General features: G+C 31.1%; 21 protein-coding genes and 1 pseudogene. 6 read left to right on the top strand and 16 right to left on the bottom strand.

Translation table 11 applies throughout. From position 1 onward, the window contains the following. Nucleotides 1-391 precede the first annotated feature (391 nt). The 7 genes from AQ1689_RS12880 to AQ1689_RS12850 all read right to left on the bottom strand — a co-directional run bounded on the left by AQ1689_RS12880 (nt 392) and on the right by AQ1689_RS12850 (nt 5,472). Complete coding sequence (locus tag AQ1689_RS12880) at nt 392-898, bottom strand: hypothetical protein (protein ID WP_101956352.1); 507 nt, start codon at nt 896-898, stop codon at nt 392-394. Between the two features lie 95 nt (nt 899-993). After that, complete coding sequence (locus tag AQ1689_RS12875; RefSeq protein WP_101956351.1) at nt 994-1,728, bottom strand: hypothetical protein; 735 nt, start codon at nt 1,726-1,728, stop codon at nt 994-996. A gap of 1 nt (nt 1,729) precedes the next feature. Then, on the bottom strand, nt 1,730-2,194 hold the full coding sequence (locus tag AQ1689_RS12870; RefSeq protein ID WP_145993775.1) for a hypothetical protein: 465 nt from the start codon (nt 2,192-2,194) through the stop codon (nt 1,730-1,732). A 100-nt stretch (nt 2,195-2,294) separates the two neighbouring features. Then, on the bottom strand, nt 2,295-3,815 hold the full coding sequence (locus AQ1689_RS12865; RefSeq protein WP_180947596.1) for a DUF3570 domain-containing protein: 1,521 nt from the start codon (nt 3,813-3,815) through the stop codon (nt 2,295-2,297). Beyond that, nucleotides 3,800-4,012: a DUF4266 domain-containing protein gene (locus tag AQ1689_RS12860; protein ID WP_058885104.1), complete on the bottom strand. Its 213-nt coding sequence runs from the start codon at nt 4,010-4,012 to the stop codon at nt 3,800-3,802. The genes AQ1689_RS12865 and AQ1689_RS12860 overlap by 16 nt, the downstream gene beginning before the upstream one ends. 33 nt (nt 4,013-4,045) lie before the next feature. Beyond that, on the bottom strand, nt 4,046-5,023 hold the full coding sequence (locus AQ1689_RS12855) for an FAD:protein FMN transferase (protein WP_101956348.1): 978 nt from the start codon (nt 5,021-5,023) through the stop codon (nt 4,046-4,048). Beyond that, a complete protein-coding gene (locus AQ1689_RS12850) occupies nt 5,023-5,472 on the bottom strand; it encodes a thioredoxin family protein (RefSeq protein WP_101956347.1) in 450 nt (149 codons plus the stop codon). The genes AQ1689_RS12855 and AQ1689_RS12850 overlap by 1 nt, the downstream gene beginning before the upstream one ends. A 110-nt stretch (nt 5,473-5,582) precedes the next feature. Between AQ1689_RS12850 and AQ1689_RS12845 the strand changes: the two genes are divergently transcribed. From AQ1689_RS12845 to AQ1689_RS12820, 6 genes are all read left to right on the top strand, one after another. Then, a complete protein-coding gene (locus AQ1689_RS12845) occupies nt 5,583-6,518 on the top strand; it encodes a hypothetical protein (protein ID WP_101956346.1) in 936 nt (311 codons plus the stop codon). Between the two features lie 25 nt (nt 6,519-6,543). Beyond that, the gene (locus tag AQ1689_RS12840; RefSeq protein ID WP_145993774.1) at nt 6,544-7,191 is read left to right on the top strand and encodes an immunoglobulin domain-containing protein; all 648 of its coding nucleotides are present in this window, start codon (nt 6,544-6,546) and stop codon (nt 7,189-7,191) included. Nucleotides 7,192-7,253: 62 nt separating this feature from the next. After that, nucleotides 7,254-8,081, top strand: coding sequence for a gliding motility-associated C-terminal domain-containing protein (locus AQ1689_RS12835; protein WP_101956344.1), 828 nt, complete (start codon nt 7,254-7,256; stop codon nt 8,079-8,081). 2 nt (nt 8,082-8,083) lie between these two features. After that, nucleotides 8,084-9,004, top strand: a complete 921-nt coding sequence (locus AQ1689_RS12830) for a PorP/SprF family type IX secretion system membrane protein (protein ID WP_101956343.1) — start codon at nt 8,084-8,086, stop codon at nt 9,002-9,004. A 16-nt stretch (nt 9,005-9,020) separates the two neighbouring features. Next, a complete protein-coding gene (locus tag AQ1689_RS12825) occupies nt 9,021-10,346 on the top strand; it encodes a T9SS type B sorting domain-containing protein (protein WP_101956342.1) in 1,326 nt (441 codons plus the stop codon). A 10-nt stretch (nt 10,347-10,356) separates the two neighbouring features. Then, entirely contained in the window at nt 10,357-11,241 is an 885-nt protein-coding gene (locus tag AQ1689_RS12820) for a PorP/SprF family type IX secretion system membrane protein (protein ID WP_101956341.1), read from the top strand. Nucleotides 11,242-11,297: 56 nt separating this feature from the next. On the opposite strand, the pseudogene AQ1689_RS12815 reads toward AQ1689_RS12820, so the two are convergent. The 9 genes and pseudogenes from AQ1689_RS12815 to AQ1689_RS12775 all read right to left on the bottom strand — a co-directional run. After that, a pseudogene (locus tag AQ1689_RS12815) lies at nt 11,298-11,957 on the bottom strand (ABC transporter ATP-binding protein); the annotation flags it as partial. Nucleotides 11,958-12,084: 127 nt separating this feature from the next. Continuing rightward, complete coding sequence (locus tag AQ1689_RS12810; RefSeq protein ID WP_239764721.1) at nt 12,085-13,701, bottom strand: ABC transporter permease; 1,617 nt, start codon at nt 13,699-13,701, stop codon at nt 12,085-12,087. A gap of 28 nt (nt 13,702-13,729) precedes the next feature. Then, nucleotides 13,730-14,299: a hypothetical protein gene (locus tag AQ1689_RS12805; RefSeq protein ID WP_101956338.1), complete on the bottom strand. Its 570-nt coding sequence runs from the start codon at nt 14,297-14,299 to the stop codon at nt 13,730-13,732. A 36-nt stretch (nt 14,300-14,335) separates the two neighbouring features. Beyond that, on the bottom strand, nt 14,336-14,818 hold the full coding sequence (locus AQ1689_RS12800; RefSeq protein ID WP_145993773.1) for a hypothetical protein: 483 nt from the start codon (nt 14,816-14,818) through the stop codon (nt 14,336-14,338). A gap of 493 nt (nt 14,819-15,311) precedes the next feature. Continuing rightward, nucleotides 15,312-15,488: a hypothetical protein gene (locus tag AQ1689_RS12795; protein WP_180947595.1), complete on the bottom strand. Its 177-nt coding sequence runs from the start codon at nt 15,486-15,488 to the stop codon at nt 15,312-15,314. A 57-nt stretch (nt 15,489-15,545) separates the two neighbouring features. Next, on the bottom strand, nt 15,546-16,589 hold the full coding sequence (locus tag AQ1689_RS12790) for a Fe(3+) ABC transporter substrate-binding protein (protein ID WP_101956370.1): 1,044 nt from the start codon (nt 16,587-16,589) through the stop codon (nt 15,546-15,548). Between the two features lie 209 nt (nt 16,590-16,798). Further along, nucleotides 16,799-18,166, bottom strand: coding sequence for an HTTM domain-containing protein (locus AQ1689_RS12785; protein ID WP_101956335.1), 1,368 nt, complete (start codon nt 18,164-18,166; stop codon nt 16,799-16,801). Between the two features lie 101 nt (nt 18,167-18,267). Beyond that, nucleotides 18,268-20,751: a TonB-dependent receptor domain-containing protein gene (locus AQ1689_RS12780; RefSeq protein ID WP_101956334.1), complete on the bottom strand. Its 2,484-nt coding sequence runs from the start codon at nt 20,749-20,751 to the stop codon at nt 18,268-18,270. A gap of 3 nt (nt 20,752-20,754) precedes the next feature. Beyond that, on the bottom strand, nt 20,755-21,732 hold the full coding sequence (locus AQ1689_RS12775) for a sterol desaturase family protein (protein ID WP_101956333.1): 978 nt from the start codon (nt 21,730-21,732) through the stop codon (nt 20,755-20,757). Nucleotides 21,733-21,743 lie beyond the last annotated feature (11 nt).

Here is a 21,743-nt window from a genome sequence, read left to right as displayed (position 1 = left end):
TATATCTAGGTCTTTTTTTATCTGAAAGCTATACCCCGCTCCTAATAAAGCCGTGTGCATAAAATAATTCGTATGCACTGTAAATTCTCTTTCATTGCTAAGCCCATCTATCGTTAAATTAGCATACGAGCCAATATAACCTAGCTTAATTTGAGCATTAAACGGTGTTTTATAAAGCGCCGTTAACGACAAAGAATTGTTAATTTGACTTCCTAAACTACCAAAATTACTATGTGTAAACGGCATAGTGGTTTTATGCAATGTTGCAGCTATAAAACCTACTTCATATCCTATGTCGGCATATAAACCTTGATGCGATGCTTTTTCTTGCCCGTTTATCGATATACAAGCAAGAAATAAATGAATTATTAAAACTACTTTTAGTTTCATATTACTGTTTTTCAAGATTAATTAATGTTGAGTTATCTGACACACTACATCCGTTTGATTTAACCCAAAAACCTTCAAATTTAGTCTTATCTTTCGATAAAATAAGTTCATAGGTATTTTCAGTACAATAACGACCACAACCAGCTTTAGGATTGTCTATTTCTGTTTTATCGATGGTTTCAACAGTTAGTTTATCACCTTCAAATTTCATATCTAACTTAAAAACAGCAAAGTATTGCTGATCTGGAATTCCTGAAATTTTTAATGAACCTTCAATTAATTCGCTTGCTAGTTCATGCTTTGTAATAGTTAAAGTATAGCGATACTTTGGCGAACAACAACTTGAACACTCTAATGTACCATCCCAAACACCAACAAGGTTTTGTTCAGCATCTTCTTTAACTTCCTCCTTAGGAATACTTATTGTTTGGTTATATACGATATCTATTGATTTAGTACATGCCGAAAACAACAAGCATAAAATTACGATGTATCCTATTTTTTTCATTTTATTTAAAAATTTAATTATTTAAATGATAAAACTATTTGCTTTTACGCTAAAATTTGCTTTTACGCTAAAACCACCCAAACATTAAAAAGCAATTAGAATACCTTTTTAATGTTTTTAAAGTTAAATCCGTAGCTTACATATAGAGCAATCTGATTGTTTTTTGTAGAAAAATCCACCTGATTTGTAGTAACAGATTTTTTACTATTTTTAACACTTCCTGTTAAAAAAGAATCATTATCTGACAGGTAATATTTAGCGCCAAAAGTGATGGTGTTTTCATTTTTAAAATACTTGGTCACCGATATTTCAGGGATAACATACACATTCCCCGATTTTACAGAAGAGTTGCTCGCTGTTATTTTATCCGAAGCATCGCCTTTTTCTTCTTGTAAATTCGTGTTTTTTACAAAAGAAATTGAAGAGCCCAACCCTAGGGTTATATCTAGGTCTTTTTTTATCTGAAAGCTATACCCCGCTCCTAATAAAGCCGTGTGCATAAAATAATTCGTATGCACTGTAAATTCTCTTTCATTACTAAGCCCATCTATCGTTAAATTAGCATACGAGCCAATATAACCTAGCTTAATTTGAGCATTGAACGGTGTTTTATAAAGCGCCGTTAACGACAAAGAATTGTTAATTTGACTCCCTAAACTACCAAAATTACTATGTGTAAACGGCATAGTGGTTTTATGCAATGTTGCAGCTATAAAACCTACTTCATATCCTATGTCGGCATATAAACCTTGATGCGACACTTTTTCTTGCCCGTTTATTGATATACAAGCAAGAAATAAATGAATTATTAAAACTACTTTTAGTTTCATATTACTGTTTTTCAATATTAATTAACGTTGACTTATCTGATACACTACACTTGTATGATTTAACCCAATCACCATTAAATTTAGTCTTATCTTCTGATAAAACAAGCTCATAAGTATTTCCAGTACAATAACGACCACAACCTGACTTAGGAGTACCTGTATTTTCTGTTTTACCGATGGTTTTAATGATCAACTCATTTCCTTTAAGCTTCATATCTAGCTTAAAAACAGCAAAATATTGCTGATCTGGAATTCCTGAAATTTTTAATGAACCTTCAATTAATTCGCTTGCTAGTTCATGCTTTGTAATAGTTAAAGTATAACGATACTTTGGCGAACAACAACCTGTACAATCTATTGTACCATCCCAAACACCAACAAGGTTTTGCTCAGGCTCTTCTTCAGGTTCTTCTTCAACAACCTGTTCAATAACCTCTTGTTCAATTTCCTGATCAGCCATACTCATTGTTTGGTCATATACTATCTCTATTGATTTAGTACATGCCGCAAACAACAAGCATAAGATTATTATATATCCTATTTTTTTCATTTTATTTAAAAATTAATTAAAAGGTAAACGTGTTTTTTAAAGTGATTGAAGTTGCCTCTAATCCGGTAGATCTTTTAAAACGTGACAACCTAAACTCTAATGATTTAAACTGAAATTCTCTTTTTTTGTTGATTTTAAAACCTAAGACACCATTTACTGGTGAAAACTTCATTCCTACCCCATATTTATTGGTTGTGAATTTGGCTAAATCATAATCAGAGGTATAATATTCCGCATCTAAATTATGCGCACCATACGCTTCGAAATAGTCTGATTTTGTTTGAGTATGAAAACGATAAAAAGGATATAAAGTAAAACCATCGCCTAATTTTATTGGTGTTTCTATTTCAAAACTACTCGCTTTTATACCAAAATCATCGGTGTACCATCTGTAAAACAAACGGGTTACTAAAAAATTACTAACAAAATAATTTGCTCTAAAACCAAGGGCTTTTTTCACTCTTGACTTCGGTAATTTTTCACTTTTAACATGTTTAAATTGCTCTTGAGTAATTCCGTCATTAAAATAAACACGGTGAAAAGGCGTATTTAAAATCCCTTTCTGAATAATAACCTCAGCAGTTACAGAGGCATTTAATCGGCTGTTTATATTCCCACCATAAGTTGCACCTACATTATAAGTAAACCTAGTGTCTTTGTCATAGCCTTTGAAAGCTGCTGCTGTTTGATTTCCATAATAGTCATCATCATCGTCATCATCATCATCATCATCATCATCTCTAGCACTATAATTTGTAGTAACTAAACGATCGTGGTGATCATGATCGTGATCATCATCATCATCATCTTTATCATCGTCTTTATCTTTATCAGTATTAAAATAATCGTAATAATAATCATGGTCATCATCATCATCATCATCATCGTCGTCGTCATCATCATCGTGGTGATGCCCATTTTTACCGCCACCTGCGCCAGTATTTCTACCGTCTCTAATTTCACCAGGATAAATTAAAAGCCATTTATCGATAAAAACTCCCGCTGTAATACTTAAAAATTTATTACCATCTTTCGAATCTTTCTGCCAGGTAATTTTACCATAATTTGAGGTAACATCAAACTCTTTTGAATAACCATACAATACCGAAACTGCCGAATTATTATCGGGCATTAACCTGCTAAAATTTAACGACAAATACTTTCGAGTATCTTCACTCGCTAAATTGTTATCATTGTTTTCAGGAGTTTCTGAACGAGTACTTGCCGATGTTACAGCACCGTATTTATCAATATTAGCCGTACTTGCCGACGTATAATGATCTAAACCTAAAGTTGCCCCAAAAGTTGCCGTTTTATTTACCGGTATTGAAACCGATATTTGCGGCGCATTATTATCTAATTTTTCGGTACCTAAACCACCTGTTACTGCACCATTATTTCCGTCTTGTTCATAGTAGTTATATAAAATATCTACCTCAACTTTATCTAATTGTTTTATTTTTTTTTGTGAAAAAGCATTTACACCTGCTATAAAGCATAAAGCAATCATTAATCTAGTATTTAGTTGCATCCACATCCGCCGCCTGTTTTTCCTCCGTTAGCACCTGAAGCTCCTTCTCTATAGTTTTGAGAGCTTGTTTCGTATTGTTCAATTTTTCTTGATGATAAAGCCATATCTTCATCATTTAAATACATTTTTTGATAAGGTTTTACACTTACACAATTTGAAAAAGTGAGTGCTATCAATAAAAATGCCATTGTTTTTTTTATCATATTTCAAGTTTAGTTTTACGTTAATTTTTGTTTTTAGTTTAGTTTTAAGTTCGTAGATGTTTTCATTTTATTATCAGCAGTAATTAACAAACATTCAACACCTTTTAGCTGATTTATAAGCGCCAATCCTTTTTCTTTTCCTAGCACATAAACAGCGGTTGCTAAGGCATCGGCTAATTCGGTATTTTGACAAAAAACACTAACACTTTTTAAGCCCCTAACCGGCCAGCCTGTTTTAGGATGAATAATATGTGAATACTTAATGCCATTAAATTCAATATATTTTGCATAATTCCCTGAGGTTACCACGGCATTATTGTGCAATTTGAAAGCACCAAGACTTTTTAATATATTATTAGGATCTGCAATTTTTATCAGCCATTTTTTAGTAATCGGATGATTTCCCCAAGTGGTTAAATCGCCACTAGCATTTACCAAACCTGCGGTTACCCCTAATTTTTTTAATTTAGCTTTTACCTTTTCGGCGGCATAGCCTTTTCCGATAGATCCGAAGCCAATACGCATGCCTTTTTTAGTTAAAAACACGGTGTTTTTTTGTGTATCAACAATAATATTTTTGTAATTGATATTTTTTACAGAATTTAAAACCGCCAAGCTATCTGGTAATCTCTTCATTGGTTCATTAAAATACCAAAGCCTGTCTAACGAAGCAAAGCTGATATCAAAATTACCATTTGTTAAGGCTGATATTCTTTTACTTCTAGCTATTAAACCAACTAACTCACTACTCACTTTTACAGGCTTTACCCCTGCGTTTCTAATAATTTCTGATGTTTGAGAAGTCGCTTTCCATGACGATATTAAATTTTCAATACGTAGGGTTTCTTTTATTGCTTCTTTAATAAAAAAAGCTGCTTTTTCAGGCGTTTTTGCAACCACTGTAAACTCAAAATCAACCCCCATTAAAAGTGTTTTTTTATTGTAGACTTCTTGTGATTTTACTGAAAAAGATAAAAGAAATACTATTGATGATACCAGTACTTTTAGCATTATTTCAAGTAATTATTAATATAATAACTTGCTGTTTCACTTTTATAACCATCAACCGATTTAACAACCTTACCTTTGTTGTTTAAAACTGCCACAAAAGGAAAAGCACCCGAATTATTGTATTTTTCTGCTGCTTTTTCAATATAAGCGATATGCTCTTTGGTTAATTTTCTTCTACTGCGTAAAAAATCAAGATTTACTAAAACATAGTCTGAAAAAGCTTTCTTTTTAAACATTTCAGAGTCTAATACTTCCTCTTTTAATTCTTTACATGGAATACACCAATCAGAACCTGAAAAATAAATAAACACCTGCTTATTTTGTTCATTTGCTATTTTTTGTGCTGCTTCAATATTGGTTAACCAAACAATATTTTCATTTTCAGATACTTGTGCATTTGTAGTAATAGCCACTACTAGGAATAATACTGTAAAAATTATTTTATTCATTTTTTTTTTGAAATTTTACGCAAAACTAATACTTATTTAGAATTAATAAACATAAATTTGTCGAAAATTTAACCTGTATACTTAATTAATCTAAATTAATTATCTTTTCAATGAAAAAATCCTTTTTACTGTTTCTCTTATTTTTATGTTCTGTTGTTTTAGAAGCACAAGAAGTGACTATTGGTGGCGCAACAGTTATGTGTGGTAGCTCTCAGACCTCAACAGTTCCCGTTAAATACCAAGATGACGCTTGGGATTTCGGAAAAAAGAATAGTTGGTCTGTAATGCTTTATAAAAAAAATGAATTGAATAAGATTAAAGGAAATTTAACTGAATTAGGGTTTTATGCTAATTGTAATTCTTACCGCCCAAAAACATATACCTTTTCTAAGCAACGCATTTATATTAAAGAAATAACTAAAGGTGCAATTACAAGTAGTAAAATCCCCGATTTAACAACATTTACCAAAGTTTACGATGGTGATATTACCTGGAAAAGAGGTGTAAATTTAGCTAGCAGTCTAAATATAATAACACTTACAACGCCCTTTAAATATTCAGGAACTAAAAATTTATTGGTTTATTTTGAAAATGAATCAGGAAAAGGTGCTGGGTATAGCAGTATTCCTTTTTTATGGAACAACAATGGAAATAACAGGGTTGCTTACGCATCTTATAAATTAAGTGATAAAAGCAGTTCTAATGGGCGTATCGACAGAACATTGCCTGTTACCTATTTCAAATTTTCGCCTGCAAGCACACCTCCAGAAATTACTATGGAAGCTGATAAAAGTATTTGTAGTAAAAGTGCTTTCAAGTTTACAGCTGTTAGTGTTACACCAGCTATGGTTACATTAAAATGGACAACATCAGGAACTGGAAGATTTAATAATAAATTCATCAAAAACCCAACATATACACCAAGCACTACTGACTCAGGAAATATAATTCTAACATTAACCGCCACAAATACTGACGGTTCTGATACTGAAAATTTCACACTGACTATTAACCCGTTACCAACGGCATCTATCAAGAAAATTTAAATAACACGTATAAATAATAATTATTATGAAAAAGAAATTACTATCAATTACCGTATTCTTATTTTGTTGTCTTTCAATGCTAGCAAACAATACACTATCTAATGAAAAAACACCTCAACCTCAAATAAATTTAATAAAATCGGTAAACCCTCCTACTACTTCTTTAGCGAATATTACACTATGTGAAGGTGAAGAGTTAAAATTAACAGCTGAAGATGCCGGTACAGGAGCAACCTACGAATGGACTAAGGGAAGTAGTCTAAAATCAAGCACGATAGATTTAATTATAAACACAGTTGCAATAACTGATGCAGGAATATATACCTTAACTGTAACAAAAAATGGTTGTACAAATACCGCTGATATTGAAGTGAAAATCAATAAAAAACCTGCTGTACCAACCCTAAGCAATACCGCCGCTACTTGTAGTGCTGATGGTTCAACTAAAATTACAAATTATGATAGTTCTGTCAGTTATATTTTTACAGATACAGCTACGAATAGTATCGTTAACACTATTAGTATTAAAGCATCTGGTGAAATTGAAAACATGACAATTGGAACTTCATATACGGTAAAAACTGAAAGAAACACTTGTATATCTACAAATTCTACTGCTTTTGATAATAAAACAATGTTACCTGCGCCGGAAGCAATTATCAAACTAAAATAAATTAAAATCTTTAAATCTACGAGGTAAAATAGCCTCGTAGGTTTTTATTAAAATTTATCCGAATGTTAAAAAAAGTATTCTTTATTATTTTGGTTATAGTACATTTTAGTACAATATCGGCAGAAAATAAAATTTATGCGATAAATAACACTTCTTTACATACAGATAAGCATCAAAATTCTTTAACAGAAATCACCCTTTGTGAAGGAGAGGATTTATCGCTTACAGCAGAATTTTTTGTGGGCGCAACTTATAAATGGTTTACCTCGGATAACAAAACAATTAATAGCATTGATTTAGTCCGTTCAAATATTTCTCTAAATATGGCGGGGATTTACCTGTTAACCATCTCTAATAATGGCTGTAATGATACTGCTGAAATAAATATTATCGTGATTCCTAAACCAAATGCGGGAACAAACGGTTCTTTAAATATTTTAAAAGGTATTAGCCCTAGCGAGCAAGAATTATTTAACGCTTTAGGAGGAAATCCTGAGCAAAATGGTGTTTGGACAACCAATAACAACGCATATACCTATACCGTAAATTCGAATACTTGTAAAAGCACTGCCAAAGCTACAGTAAATATTATTGAAGATGTTAAAATAACAAACGCTTTTACCCCTAATAAAGATGGTATTAATGATACTTGGATTATCCTTTCAGATTTATCAAAAATATATCCGAAGAACAAATTATTCATCTTTAACAGGCATGGAAATAAGGTGTATCAGGCTGCTCCTTACAAAAATAATTGGGACGGAATTGCCAATTCAAACCTAATTATTAACAGCCATAGTAAACTTCCTGTAGGTGCTTATTATTACGTTTTAGAATTAAATGACATCAATAATACCGCTTTTAAAGGCTGGGTATATATTAATTATTAAATATGAAAACAACAACTATTATTTACGTTTTTTTACTACTAATACTAGCTAGTATTCATAATTTAAGCGGTCAAAATACAGCTGATTTTTCGGTTTTTAATCATAGTTTAAATATTATAAATCCTGCTTTTACAGGTAAAAATAATAAAACGCAAATAGCAACTAATTATAAAAAAGTCTGGGCAGGTATTGAAAACTCCATACATTCTAATATTGTTTGCTTTAGTATGCCTACCCAAAAAGGTATTGGTCTTGGTGTTTCTATAATAAATGATCGTTTTTATTTATATAATCAAACAAATATAGCTGCCGATATTTCATCTAAAGTAAAATTAGATGCAAATCACGAACTATTATTTGGTTTAAAAGCATCGGTAAATTTCTTTGGAATTAATTTAAAAAACCTGAATACTTTTCAAAGCAACGACCCATTATTTATGCAAAATCAGCAGCTAATTTCGCCTAACTTTTCCGTTGGTTTTGCCTTAAGAAATGAACGTTATTTTGTACATGCTGCCTTATTAGATGTTTTAAAAGAACGTAAAAACACCACATCTGCAAATACTTTAAATGCAATGCGTGTAAATTTTGGTGCAGGAATTTATCATCAACTTAACCCTGTTTTAAGCTTAACTAACACCGCATTATTTAGAGCCACAAAAGGAGCGCCACTTTCTATTGATATTACTTCAATGCTTTCTATAAATAACAATTATGACATTGGGCTTACCTACCGATATAACGCTGCTTTAATGACTAATTTCCTTATAAAAACCACCGATTGGCTACAATTAGGCTATAGTTATGGTATTCCTACCAATGAAATAGCAACATACAACAATGGAACCCACGAATTTTTTATCCGAATATATTTTAATACCAAAATAAATAACCGTTTTAAATGGAGATTAGGCTGTTTTTAACACATAAATACTTATAATGAAAAAAATAATTTTACTCGTTTTATCTTTCTTAGCAACCACAATTTACGCACAAGGTAACCAAGTTACTGTTGGTACTCCAGAGTGTGGAAATTCTATTACAAAAACTGCCCCTGCCCGTTACGATTACGTACTTGAAAAAGAAAATAGTTGGGCTAGTATGTTATATAACGCATCTCAAATAAGTGCTTCTGGGGCTATAAAAGGACTTGCTTTTTATGCCGATTGTACAACGTCTAATGAATGTACTTTTGATACCGCAAAAAATCAAAAAATATATTTAAAAGAAGTTGATTTCAATCAATTTAACAGCACTTCAGAACCTGATTTAGCAACGTTTACCAAAGTATATGATGGTGATATTACCTGGAAAAGAGGGCTTACTATTGAAAATTCTAAAACACAAATTGCTTTTGATACCGAATTTAAATATTCTGGTAAAAAAAGCTTAGTCGTTTATTTTAGTAATGAGAATAACACGCCCTTAGGAAGTTATATGGACTGTGGAGCTTCTCCTTCTTTTTTATGGGATGATAAAGCAGGAGAAAAATCTATTATTTATGAAAACTTCAAAAAAGGAGAGAAAATAGCATCTGGATCTTTCGGAAAAGAACGCCCTGTTACTCGTTTTTATTTTGATGAAATGAATACCGAAGATTTTACGCCTTCTGAACAAAAAGCAACAATTACTGCCGATACTAAAACAATAAGAGCAAACGGTGTTTCATCGAGTCTTATTACGGTTCAATTATATAATAAAGATGGAAGTATTTTACAATACGCAAATCAAAGGGTTACCTTAAGCACTACCGCAGGGGTTTTAGGATCTATTATGGATAAAAAAGATGGTACTTACACCGCTTATTTAACCAGTAGCACCGAAGAAGAAACAGCCGTTATTTCAGGAATGTTAAATGGCGTTATGATTAGAGATACTGAAGAAGTAAAATTCACCAAAAATAAAAATACAGGCGCAGAAGAAGCGGAAGAAGAAAACGAAACTCCGAGTACAGATAACGGTACAAAATCAAATAATTTAGTACAAGGGTTTTCACCAAATAACGATGGTACAAACGATACTTGGCAAATTTTTAGTAATACCGATATCGCTACAAAATACCCTAACAATAGCTTATTTATTTTTAATCGATTAGGTTACCAAGTATATGATGCAGCGCCTTATAAAGATGATTGGAATGGCGAATCTAACGGAAAAATCACGGTTTCTAAGGATGCTAAACTTCCTGTAGGTTCTTATTATTTTATCTTTAATACAGGTCAAGACAAAGAAATTATTAAAGGTTGGGTACAAATAAATTATTAAAAAAAATAACATGTTATTAAAAAAAACATTCTTAATAAGCGCATTCATATTCAGTTTTTGTGCCGTTTCTCAAAATAAAGTAAATTACGGTTTATATAACAACAACCTAAACCTAATTAATCCTGCTTTTGCTGGTCAAGCTGATAATACATCAATACTTATAAACTCTAAAACACAATGGGTTGGTGTAACAGACGCACCTAAAACAAGTACGGTTTCGTTAAATATCCCTTTAAAAGAAAACATCGGAATTGCTTTAAATATTATTAATGATAAGATATTTGTTTTTAACCAAACGCAAATTTCTTTAGATGCCTCTTACAAACTTAAAGTAAGTAGAGATCATGATATATCATTTGGTATTAAAGCCCAAGCAAATTTATACAGCGGTGAATTTAACACAATTAAAACAGCGGCAGAAAATGATGCTTTCTTTGCAGAATCTGTTCATAATTTTAGTCCTAATTTTTCTATGGGAGCAGCCTTAATTCACGACGATTATTACCTGCACGCAACACTAAACACCTTATTAATCGACCAGCGATATAAAGACCTTAACACTAGTAAAAACAAAAGTAAGTTGCACATGAATATTGGTGGTGGTTACACCATAAAACTGAACAATTACTTAAACTTAACACCTTCTACATTGCTAACCGTTATAGAAGGAGCGCCATTAAGTATTGATGCAAACACCACCTTAGAAATTAACGAAAAATACGATGTTGGGCTGTCGTATTCTTTTAATAATTCAATGCAAATAAACACCAAAATAACCGCTACAAACTGGCTTGATATTGGTTATGGCTATAGTATTTACACCAATAAAATAAGCGCTTATCAAAATGGAACTCATGAATTTTTTGCTTTATTTAATTTAGATGATATTTTTTAATTAAATATTTAAAAAACAACTCTATTACAAACATATAAAACCTAAATACTTAGGTTTTATATGTTTTCAAACAATAATTTCACGTAGCTATCTTCGGGGTTTTCAAATACCTGTTTTGTAATTCCTTGCTGTAAAATAACACCATTTTTTAACACGATTATTTCATCAGAAATAGCCATAGCATCTTTAATATCGTGAGTTACAAAAATAGCCGTTGTGTCGGTTTGTTTTAAAATAGCTAAAATATCTTTACGCAACTGACTTCTTAAAATAACATCTAAATTACTAAAAGGTTCATCTAAAATTAACAATTCGGGCTTTGGCGCCAAGGCTCTTGCCAACGCAACACGCTGTTGTTGTCCTCCTGAAAGCTCGTGTGGATAACAATTTTCTTTATCTGATAAACCTACCAAACGCAACACTTCTTTAATTCTTTCTTTTTTATCCGTAGCCGATATATCACTAATTCCGTAGCCAATATTATCAGCCACCGAAAAATGAGGAAACAAGGCATAATCTTGAAACACCATTCCTACATTTCGAAGCTGTGGAGCTACAAATACTTCATTAGATGAAACCACCTTTTCTTTTAATAAAATAGTACCAATATCAAGTACTTCTAAGCCCGTTATTAAACGAATTAAGGTTGTTTTACCACTTCCACTTTCGCCTACTATGGCGATTATTTTTCCTTTGGATAAAGAAAATGACACGTCTTTTAATGCAACTACTTTTCCTTTATTAAATGTTTTTTCAACATTTTTAACTTCTAATATCGTACTCATTAATTTTTTATTTAACTTTCTGTTTGATTCTTTTTTAACGCTCTTTAACTGTCTTTGCTTAACTGTCTTTGGCTATTAATCGATTTAAAAATAAGATCGGTAGTATTCCTGTTAAAATAATACATATCGCAGGCAATGCAGCTTCGGCAATTAGCTCGTCACTGGCATACTCATAGGCTTTAACCGCCAAGGTATTTATATGATATGGCTTTAAAATTAAGGTTAATGGCAATTCTTTCATTACATCGACAAAAACTAAAATAAAAGCACTTAAAATAGCAGGTTTTAGCAAGGGAAATTCAATTTTTATAAACGTTTTAAGCGTTCCACTTCCTAATAATTTTGAAGCTTCGGATAATGATTTTCCAAATTTTAAACTGTTCGATTCAATAGAGTTGTAAGCAACGGCTAAAAATCGAACAAGGTAGGCATAGACCAAAACCATAATGGTTCCGTTAATGATAAATCCTATTTTTATATCGAAATTGGTTTTCATAAAAGTAACCAGCCATTTATCTAACGATAAAGTTGGTATTAAAACACCCACCGCAATTACAGCGCCTGGAATTGCATAGCCTAAAACCCCTATTTTTGCAATCGATTTTAGTATTGATAATCGATTCCATTTTGATAAAAATATCAAAAGCAAGGCAAAAACAACCGTTGTAAATGCCGATATTGTAGCAATACCAAAACTTTGAAAAGCAATCGTTATAAATTCGGATGTAAAAACCTCTTTATAAGTTAAAAAAGCCCAATATAATAACTGCATAAAAGGCAGTAAAAACCCAAATAAAACAGGTGTAAATGCGATCATAAAAAACGTTATTCTTAAGCGCTTTGAAACTGTTTCTCTAGTTACTTTCTGATGATTTTTAGTGGCATTAAAATAGCCTATTTTTCGGCGTTGCCATTTTTCGGCTGTAATTAACAAAAAGATAATAATCACTAAAATTGCCGATAAATAAATAGCCGTTTCTGGTTCTTCTAATGAAAACCAAGCCCTAAAAATACCCGTTGTAAAAGTGCTTATCCCGTAATATTTAGCAGCACCATAATCGTTTAAAACCTCCATTAAAACCAACACCAAACCACCTGCAAATGCTGGTCGGGCTAAGGGTAAAATCAGCTTAAAAAAGGTTTTTCGTTCGCTTGCGCCTAATAATTTTGAAGCCTCAATAATATTGTTTGATTGATTTAAAAAGAAAGCTCTCGAGGCTACATATATATACGGATATAACGAAATACTGAGTACAAAAATTAACCCTGCATGATTCATTACATCAATTTTTAAGCTAAACACTTTTGCTACAATACCGCCATAATCAAAAATACCGGCATAGGCATAGGCTGTAATATAAGACGGAATTGCCAACGGAATAATTAACAACCACTCTAATTGTTTTCTAAACGGAACATGATATCGTGAAACAATCCAAGCAGATGAAATACCAAAAAATAAGGTTAAAATACTCGTCCCGATAATTAATATCAGTGAGTTTTTAAGATAATTTGGCAGTAAATGTTCTAAAAAATGACCCCAGGTTTCGCCAGGTCCATAAAATAAATTGATAAAAACTGTTAGTATTGGTATAGCAACAAACAAAACAATGATCAATAAAAATATTGACCATTTGTTTGCATCTCTTCGAATGTTTTGAAACTTATTTTTCACAAAAATTAATTTAACGTTTGGTTAGTTTTTATACAGAATGCTGTAACGTATTTTTTTTAATTAGGTATTTATTCATCATCATTTCAGTACTCTTAAACCCAATAATAACCCCTAAATATCCGAGTAATTCTATTCCTGTCATATTCACTAAAATATCCCCTAAACAAAGTCCTGTAAAAATCCCTAAAATTAGCAATGCTATATATTTTAACATTTTTATCTTTCCTAACTTTATTAACTCGATATTCTTGCTTTTATAACATTCGTTATTGTTTATATAGCTTTCTAAATGATACAAATATTTTTCAAATAATCTGGAAAATGCTACAGGTGTAATAAATCCGAAACCTTTGGTTTTAACATTATGATGAATTACTACGTTGTCCTTTTGTTTTACTTCAATATTAATTTTTGCCTCCCAATTTAAAATATTTAGTTTCCAACCGTCTAATAAAGTGCTTTTTTTAGTAAAAAGCAGTTGATCTTTTTCATTTTCAACCGCTATAAAACCATCACTTTCAAAATAATTTTTCAGGTTACTTTTAAGCTTTAAATTGTCTTTTACCTTAAATTCAAAATCATTAAAATATTCTTTCATAGTTCATTTTTTTTAACACTATAATTCTATAAAAAATTATTTTTTATCAATTTGTGTTTTATCTAAAGATTCGTTGATTTTTTCATAGTCTCCCGCTAAACTTCCTCCTCCAGAACAGTAAAAATTTAAAATTAGCCTGTTTTCAAATTTTTCCGTTGATATTGAAATCTTATTATCTTTAAAGGAGAATAAAATTATTTTTCCATTTGTCAACGTTTTGAAAGTATTATTACCTGCCTTTTTTGCTACAGTGTCAAAAGTACAGGTTGGTTTTTTACCATCAGCACGAGACCGAACAGAAATATAAATCTCTTCTGCTGAATTTTGCGCTACTGAAACGGCAACCCAATCGTAACCTTCACTACGTTTTTTATAAGAGGCAGTTACATAATTTCCTGAAAAATCAGTTGTTACAACAACGCCCTTTTCTTGTCTTTCTTGTTCTTTTGAATTGTGTTTGCATCCCATAACTATCAAGCCAATAACAGTCAACAATATGATTACTTTAATTGATTTCATCTTTTATTTAAATTTGCTATAATTTAGATACTCTGGAATTTTTAATTTTTTTCACAAAAGTAACTTTTTGTTTTGAAAACTAATCGATTTCTGACCTGGGGAATTACCGCCAATGTGTCGTTTATATTTAGTTGCATGATTAAGCTACTAATTTAGTAAACAAATACAAACCTGAGAAAATTCCGAAGAAATTTTCCAAATAAGCAACGACCAAAGCAATTATACACCCTGTTTAACCCTATTTTTACTTTTCCGCTTGTATTCAGTCATTAATTCTATCAGTTTATCAGTAGAAATATTATAAGAGGATTGAATAGCCCCCTCCTTTCCAAACAAAAACTTAGCTACTTTCATCTCTAAGTTCCTCAATTTTTATATAGTAAACAGGTAAATAATCTTACATTCTCGGTTTTTATAAAATCCTCTTCACATGGCATGTCCTCGGGTATTTCTTTTCTTAATACCAATTTTCTTAATTCTCACAGATTTCTCTTTAATTTGTTAATGTATCATTTGTGTATTCACATTTTTTTTTATCATAATTCCAATGACCTCCACTGTCTAAGCATTTATCAATCACAAAAAAGTCAGTTGATTTTAAATACATAAAAACTCCACCAAATCCTAATACTATAACAAATAAAATCAATTTTATTTTTCTTTTTTTCATAGTCATTTTTTCTGAGGTACTTTCGTTTCCTCTATTACTTACAACGTTTAAATATATTTATTTCCACTGTGCTTTATCAAAAATTAAAACTGCTTTTTTATTGTTTTCACCTAATTTGGTTAATGACAGTTTATCTTCTTTAAAAGTTCCCCACGATTTTAATAAATCAGAAGGAACAACTTCTTTATTTACTGGGTATTCATAATTTGCCTTTGCAAATACTTCTTGCGATTCTTTACTTACCAAAAATTCAATAAATTTAATCGCATTTGCTTTGTTTGGTGCATATTTAGCAACTCCTGCTCCACTTACGTTTATATGTGTTCCGCTACCATTTTGGTTAGGAAAAAACAATTTAATTCCTTTTGCAGCATTTACCTCGTCAGGGTTTTTTGAGTTTAATAATTTACCAATATAATAGGTGTTTACAATGGCTACATCTCCTTCGCCAGCAACGACTGCCTTTACTTGATCACGGTCGTTTCCTTTTGGTGAACGTGCCATATTTGCTACGATTCCTTTAGCCCATTCTGCGGCTTTTTCTTCGCCATTATTAGCAATAATAGACGCTAATAATGATTGATTATAGATATTTCCTGATGAACGAATTAATACTTTATTTTTCCATTTATCATCGGTTAAAGCTTGGTAAGTTGATAAATCTTCAGGGCTTACTTTTTCAGGATTATACACCATTATACGGGCTCTTTTTGTTAAAGAAAACCAGTTATTATCGGCATCTTTTAAATGCGCAGGAATTATTTTTTCTAAAATTGATGAGCTTGCCGACTGCAATAATCCTTTCTTTTTTGCTCTTACCAAACGCCCTGCATCAACAGTTATTAATACATCGGCTGGCGATTGCGCTCCTTCGATGGTCATTTTTTGCATTAGCTCATCAGCCTTTGCATTGGTTACATTTACTTTGATGCCTGTTTGTTTTTCAAATTTAGCAAACAATTCTTGATCTGCTTTATAATGACGGTGTGTATAAACGTTTACTTCTTGTTGTTTTTCTGCTGCTTTTTCTGCTTTTTTCTGATCATTTTTACATGAACTAAAAAGTGCTGTAATCATTAAAATTGCTACTATATTTTTCATATTTATTTTTATTTTGATACTATTTTTATTAGTTACTTTAACGCCCAATTTATATTTTTAGCCGTTAATCATTACGCTGTTATTATACATTAATTAAACGTAAACAAATGTAATTATTTAGATTGATTCTATAATAAGTATTTTAAATTTTATACTTTTTTTTATTTTAAATGATGTTATATTTTTTTTCAGATGAATTTAAAAAGTGCTTAAAGTCCATAAATTTTGATATCGCTGGTAAATGGTAGAATCCATTTTTTATGTTTAAAACTTTCTTTTTCTTGGTATAAATTTACTTTCGAGTTTATATAAGGAGCACTTAAACGACCATTAAGCGTTACATAACTCTCTACATATACGGCTATATTTTCATGCCCTTTATTCTTGAAATGATTGCCTAAGTAATGGGCGTATTCTAGTATAAAATCGGGTTGAAAACTCATTTGTTTTTCTTGAAATGAGGTTAAAAACATACGATTATCTACATAAAAAAATGCTCCTGTTTTACGATCTACAATTTTAAAATTAGCATAACCTACTTTTTCCATTAACATTACTCGCCATGAAAAACGAAAACCTTCTTCTGTCCAAAATAATTCACCAGGATAAGCTAAATATCGCCATGGAAACAATACTTGAAACACTAAAAGAACAGCAACAATCCCTGTAATAACCTGCTTTTTTAAATGGCTTGTATATTGATAATTTTCAATATGTTTTATTTTATCCAAAGGATTTTTTATTTTTCTTCGGATAAAACCAATTATTTTCTCATGAAATGTAGCGTCAAAAAAGATTAATGTTGCTATAATCATAATAAAAGGAAACATCCCTATAGGAAATAAAATACGGGTAAAAACATGAAAAAACACAACTACTGTAAACGCTAATAAACGTGTTTTTTTCCAAAGTAATAAAAAAGGAATAGTTAAATCATAGGCAGCACCACTCCAACTAATTGCATAACAAAACCATTCTTGCTGCATTAAATTACCGCCAATTAACGGGAAATTAAATTTTGATGGCAGCCAAATTTTTAAAGGCTGTGCTCTTAGCAACCAATCGGAATTTAGTTTTGTCAATCCTGCATAAAAATAAACAATCCCTAATAACAGTTTTACACTATCAATCGTCCATTTAGGAACGTTTTTATAGGATTTTTTAGCAATAAAACTATCTAGTGAAAAACGGGCATTTGCAGGTAAAAAAACCAACAAAAAACTCAGTACACTTACAAAATAATAATGGTTTAAATAAGTGGTTTTATCAATCAATTCAATATAAGTGAAGCTTAAAAAAAACGTAATTATTGCCAAGCGATATTTATATCCAAAGGCTATAAAAACGGCTGATAATCCGCAGATAAAAAACAGTAAATAGGTGTATTGACCTAAGGGTTTTATCCATTGAAAACCATCGTATGAAAAATGAAATTCAGGATCAATATATAATGTTTCTATCCATCCGTTGTACCAAAATCGCACAATACTTGCAAGCATCATAATACCGAATAATAGTCTAAAAACCGCTAAAGGAGCCGCATTTGTTTGTATGTCTAAATATGTTTTTTTTTGCATTTTTATTGAAAAAAGACCGCTAATTTAAAAAAAGCGTTTCTATTTTATAAAAAACAGAAACGCTTTACTTTAATCTTAAATTGATTTGAATTTATAAAAAATTATAATTTAAATTCAATAGTTCCGTAAAAAGATCTTGGGTCAGAAGGGATAATCCCTGGTCCTGGATATCCTGTTGCTCTACGGGTAAAGTAAGAATTGTTTAACATATTATTTACCCCTGCTTCAAAATTCCATCTTTTTGAATAGTCATAACTAAACGATAGGTCCATAATTTGAAAAGAAGGAATTTCACCAACCGTTCCTGTACCTCCTTTTGCTAAAGCATTTGACGCATCGGTAAATTGTTTTGATAAATAACTGTATTGTAACGAAGTTCCAAGTTTTTTATAACGGTATTGCAATCCTGTTTTTAAGTTTACCGCAGGCACAAATTCTACTTGATTTCCCTTAATACTTTTATCCGAATAAAATTGTTTGGTATATTTCGATTTTATTACGGCTAAATTTACAAAAGCACTCAAATCATGATCGTTTGACTCTGCATTAAAAGTAGGCAACACTTTCCATTGTACTAACGATTCAACTCCTAAAATATCGGCACTACCAACGTTGGTTCTAATACGTTTTAAAATTCTACTATTAGGATCTTCCCCTAAAATATCACCAAGACGATTGTCGTAATTTAAGTAAAAACCTGTTACATCAAATTTAAGTACATTCACCAATTTACCTCTAAATCCTAAATCGACAGAAAACCCTTTTTCATCTTCTATATTAGGGTCAACTAATGAATTTGGGCTTACAACACGAATATCACTAAAAGTAATTGATCTATAATTTTGAGAAAAATTTGCATACATTTCTAATTTATCCGTATGCTTATAACTCGTTCCTAATCCTAATAAAAAGAAGTTACGCGACAAATTTCTATTTTCCGAATTGGTTACATCAGAACGGATATCTCCAGCAGTATTCGATTTTATATTTCTATACGTTCCGATAGCTTTTGTATTGATATTTTCAAAACGAACACCTGGTGTAAATGATAGTTTATCACTTACTTTTATTATATTTTCGATAAAAACAGCCGCGTTTTTATTCGGGTATTTATACGATGAACTATTAATCGCTATTTCATCAGAAAAACTTCTTTTCGTGTAATCATCTAAAGAAATAAATTTAAAATCAGCATCGTTTTTATCAGTTCCTAAACCTTGTTTCCCTGTATTATCACCCTGATAATAGCGAGCGCCTGCTAAAAAAGTAGCTTCACTATTAAATAAATCATAATGATGTAATAAACGAGCTTCTGCCCCAAAGGTTTTAAAATTACCTACAATCAATTCGCGTTCGGCAGGAGCATTTAATAAAATAGGATCTGTTGTTTCAGGTCTATAGTCGCGAAAACCAACGGCTTTTCGACTTGCATTTAAAGTAAAGGCTCTAAGATTAAGCTTGGTTTGATTTGAAAATTTGTGATCAAAATGTAATGCAGACAACAACCATTTTACCTCAAACCAGTTTCTAGTTCTGTTTGATTGTTTAGGATTTTTATCGAACATTGCATCTGATAATCCTCCAGATTGATGCGCCAAATATTCCATATAGGTAAGCTCTACGCCTAGTTTCGATTTTTTATTTAATTGCGAATAAACACCTGCAAAGGCATTGTATTGATTAAAATCAGAATTTGGTCTGTATCCATCGCCACGTTTGTAGTTTAAATACCCAATATACCCCACTTTACCAACCGTTCCACTAATAGTATTGAACGAATTAAACAAGCCAAATGAAGCAAGTGTTTGCCTTGAAGACAAGCTAAACTCTTTATTTTTATTAGGTTTTTTAAGTTTGAAATTTAGCAAGCCTCCAAACTGTGTACCGTATTGTAATGATGCTGCACCACGAACAATTTCAATTTTTTCTAAGGCTTCTGTTGGCGGTGTATAGTAGTTTTCAGGATATCCTAAAGCATCGGCACTAATATCATAACCGTTTTGACGCACGTTAAAATTAGAGGTTCTGTTTGGGTCTAAACCTCTACCACCAATTCCTAATTGAAGTCCGCCACCATCGCTTTCCCAAATATTTAAACCTGCAACTTTTGAATATATTTGACGGGCATTATTGGTCGCTAAATTGGCGATGGTATTTCCTAGTAAAACAACCTCACTTTTTTTACCTGCATAAATAGCAACCTCTTGTACATCTTGGAGTTTTTGTAAGCTAAAAACCTTTTTTTTATGTGCTGTTATTACTACTTCGGATAAATATTCTTCTAATTTTTTTAAAGAAGCATTTAAAACGATATTTTCATTTTCAATAGTTACTTTTTTATTTAAAATATGATAATCTTCCGAATAAAAAGCCAGTTCATAATCTCCTGGTTTTAGGTCTGATATTACATAATTTCCTTTTGAATTTTGCCATAAATCACCTGCTTTATTAATATAAACAGTTACATTTTTTATGGCAGAATTTGATTTTTGATTGGTAATCTTCCCTGATATTTTAAATTGTGAATATAAGCAAGTACTTAATAAACAACTTAGTGTTACAGCAATTTTTCTAGTAATTTTCATAATTTATTTTGAGCTACAAAAGCGTAAAATTAAACCTTTTATTTTAAAAAAAAGGTTGGTAAATGGTTTATATAAATTTTTTAAAAAAGTATTATAATTTTTATCATCGCCTAAGCCTAAGCCGTATGAAATATTTCCTACTTGCTCTGATCGTAATAAGGTACCAAAAAGCCAGTCCCAAAGGGCTAGTTTTGATCCCATATTTTTATCAAAATGTTCTTGGTTATTACTATGATGAATTTGATGCTGAAAAGGGCTGATAAAAATATATTCTAAAAAATTAAAATAGGTAATTTTAATATGTGAGTGTCGAAGGTTTGATCCGAAGAATAAAAAAAGAAAGCTAAATATATTTACTCCTATAAAAGTTAGTTTGCTTATTTTAACAAAAGAAATATAGTCAAAAAAACCTGTTATAAGTCCGAATATTAAAATGCTTTTGATGTTATTAATAATCAACTCTACAGGATGTAATCGGTATTGTGTTAGCGGATTTAAATGTGTTGCCGAATGATGAATTTTATGGAATTCCCATAAAAAAGGCACTTTGTGAAAAATATAATGAATTAAAAACGACATAAAATCGTTTACTAAAGTCATTGCAAAAGTGTAAGTAAGTAACACGGTGAATTGAGATACTTCCCAGTGAGTTTCACCAAATTGAGTAAGAAAGTATTCTTTGGTATAAAAAGCGATGTATAAACCGAAAACAAAATAAGGCGCTAGCAAAAGTACTTTTACAAAAGCGTTAAAAAACAACAGCCCATAATCAGTATAAGCGGAACTGCTTTTCCAATTTTTTAAAGGAAATAAATAAGACCAAAAAGAGCTTTTGGTCTTATTTTTAATATAACTATAGTATGCCAATACTACAGCACTTGCCAAATACAAAAAGTAAATTCTTTTAGTAGAATTTAGCAGATAAGAAAAAGGAATTTTAAGAGCCTCTTCTACTGTAAGTATTACTTCGTGTAAAGACATTTTTTTTAAGT

It is taken from the genome of Tenacibaculum finnmarkense (assembly GCF_900239185.1).
Lineage (GTDB): Bacteria > Bacteroidota > Bacteroidia > Flavobacteriales > Flavobacteriaceae > Polaribacter > Polaribacter finnmarkensis.
This window is presented reverse-complemented; position numbering and strand designations above follow the sequence as displayed.

What these genes read in the sequence shown, in the direction of transcription:
- AQ1689_RS12785 (WP_101956335.1), bottom strand. Translation starts at nt 18,166, where the DNA reads ATGCAAAAAAAAACATATTTAGACATACAAACAAATGCGGCTCCTTTA.
- AQ1689_RS12780 (WP_101956334.1), bottom strand. Translation starts at nt 20,751, where the DNA reads ATGAAAATTACTAGAAAAATTGCTGTAACACTAAGTTGTTTATTAAGT.
- AQ1689_RS12855 (WP_101956348.1), bottom strand. Translation starts at nt 5,023, where the DNA reads ATGCTAAAAGTACTGGTATCATCAATAGTATTTCTTTTATCTTTTTCA.
- AQ1689_RS12860 (WP_058885104.1), bottom strand. Translation starts at nt 4,012, where the DNA reads ATGATAAAAAAAACAATGGCATTTTTATTGATAGCACTCACTTTTTCA.
- AQ1689_RS12820 (WP_101956341.1), top strand. Translation starts at nt 10,357, where the DNA reads ATGTTATTAAAAAAAACATTCTTAATAAGCGCATTCATATTCAGTTTT.
- AQ1689_RS12835 (WP_101956344.1), top strand. Translation starts at nt 7,254, where the DNA reads ATGTTAAAAAAAGTATTCTTTATTATTTTGGTTATAGTACATTTTAGT.
- AQ1689_RS12790 (WP_101956370.1), bottom strand. Translation starts at nt 16,589, where the DNA reads ATGAAAAATATAGTAGCAATTTTAATGATTACAGCACTTTTTAGTTCA.
- AQ1689_RS12775 (WP_101956333.1), bottom strand. Translation starts at nt 21,732, where the DNA reads ATGTCTTTACACGAAGTAATACTTACAGTAGAAGAGGCTCTTAAAATT.
- AQ1689_RS12795 (WP_180947595.1), bottom strand. Translation starts at nt 15,488, where the DNA reads ATGAAAAAAAGAAAAATAAAATTGATTTTATTTGTTATAGTATTAGGA.
- AQ1689_RS12840 (WP_145993774.1), top strand. Translation starts at nt 6,544, where the DNA reads ATGAAAAAGAAATTACTATCAATTACCGTATTCTTATTTTGTTGTCTT.
- AQ1689_RS12880 (WP_101956352.1), bottom strand. Translation starts at nt 898, where the DNA reads ATGAAAAAAATAGGATACATCGTAATTTTATGCTTGTTGTTTTCGGCA.
- AQ1689_RS12845 (WP_101956346.1), top strand. Translation starts at nt 5,583, where the DNA reads ATGAAAAAATCCTTTTTACTGTTTCTCTTATTTTTATGTTCTGTTGTT.
- AQ1689_RS12875 (WP_101956351.1), bottom strand. Translation starts at nt 1,728, where the DNA reads ATGAAACTAAAAGTAGTTTTAATAATTCATTTATTTCTTGCTTGTATA.
- AQ1689_RS12865 (WP_180947596.1), bottom strand. Translation starts at nt 3,815, where the DNA reads ATGTGGATGCAACTAAATACTAGATTAATGATTGCTTTATGCTTTATA.
- AQ1689_RS12825 (WP_101956342.1), top strand. Translation starts at nt 9,021, where the DNA reads ATGAAAAAAATAATTTTACTCGTTTTATCTTTCTTAGCAACCACAATT.
- AQ1689_RS12830 (WP_101956343.1), top strand. Translation starts at nt 8,084, where the DNA reads ATGAAAACAACAACTATTATTTACGTTTTTTTACTACTAATACTAGCT.
- AQ1689_RS12870 (WP_145993775.1), bottom strand. Translation starts at nt 2,194, where the DNA reads ATGAGTATGGCTGATCAGGAAATTGAACAAGAGGTTATTGAACAGGTT.
- AQ1689_RS12805 (WP_101956338.1), bottom strand. Translation starts at nt 14,299, where the DNA reads ATGAAAGAATATTTTAATGATTTTGAATTTAAGGTAAAAGACAATTTA.
- AQ1689_RS12800 (WP_145993773.1), bottom strand. Translation starts at nt 14,818, where the DNA reads ATGAAATCAATTAAAGTAATCATATTGTTGACTGTTATTGGCTTGATA.
- AQ1689_RS12850 (WP_101956347.1), bottom strand. Translation starts at nt 5,472, where the DNA reads ATGAATAAAATAATTTTTACAGTATTATTCCTAGTAGTGGCTATTACT.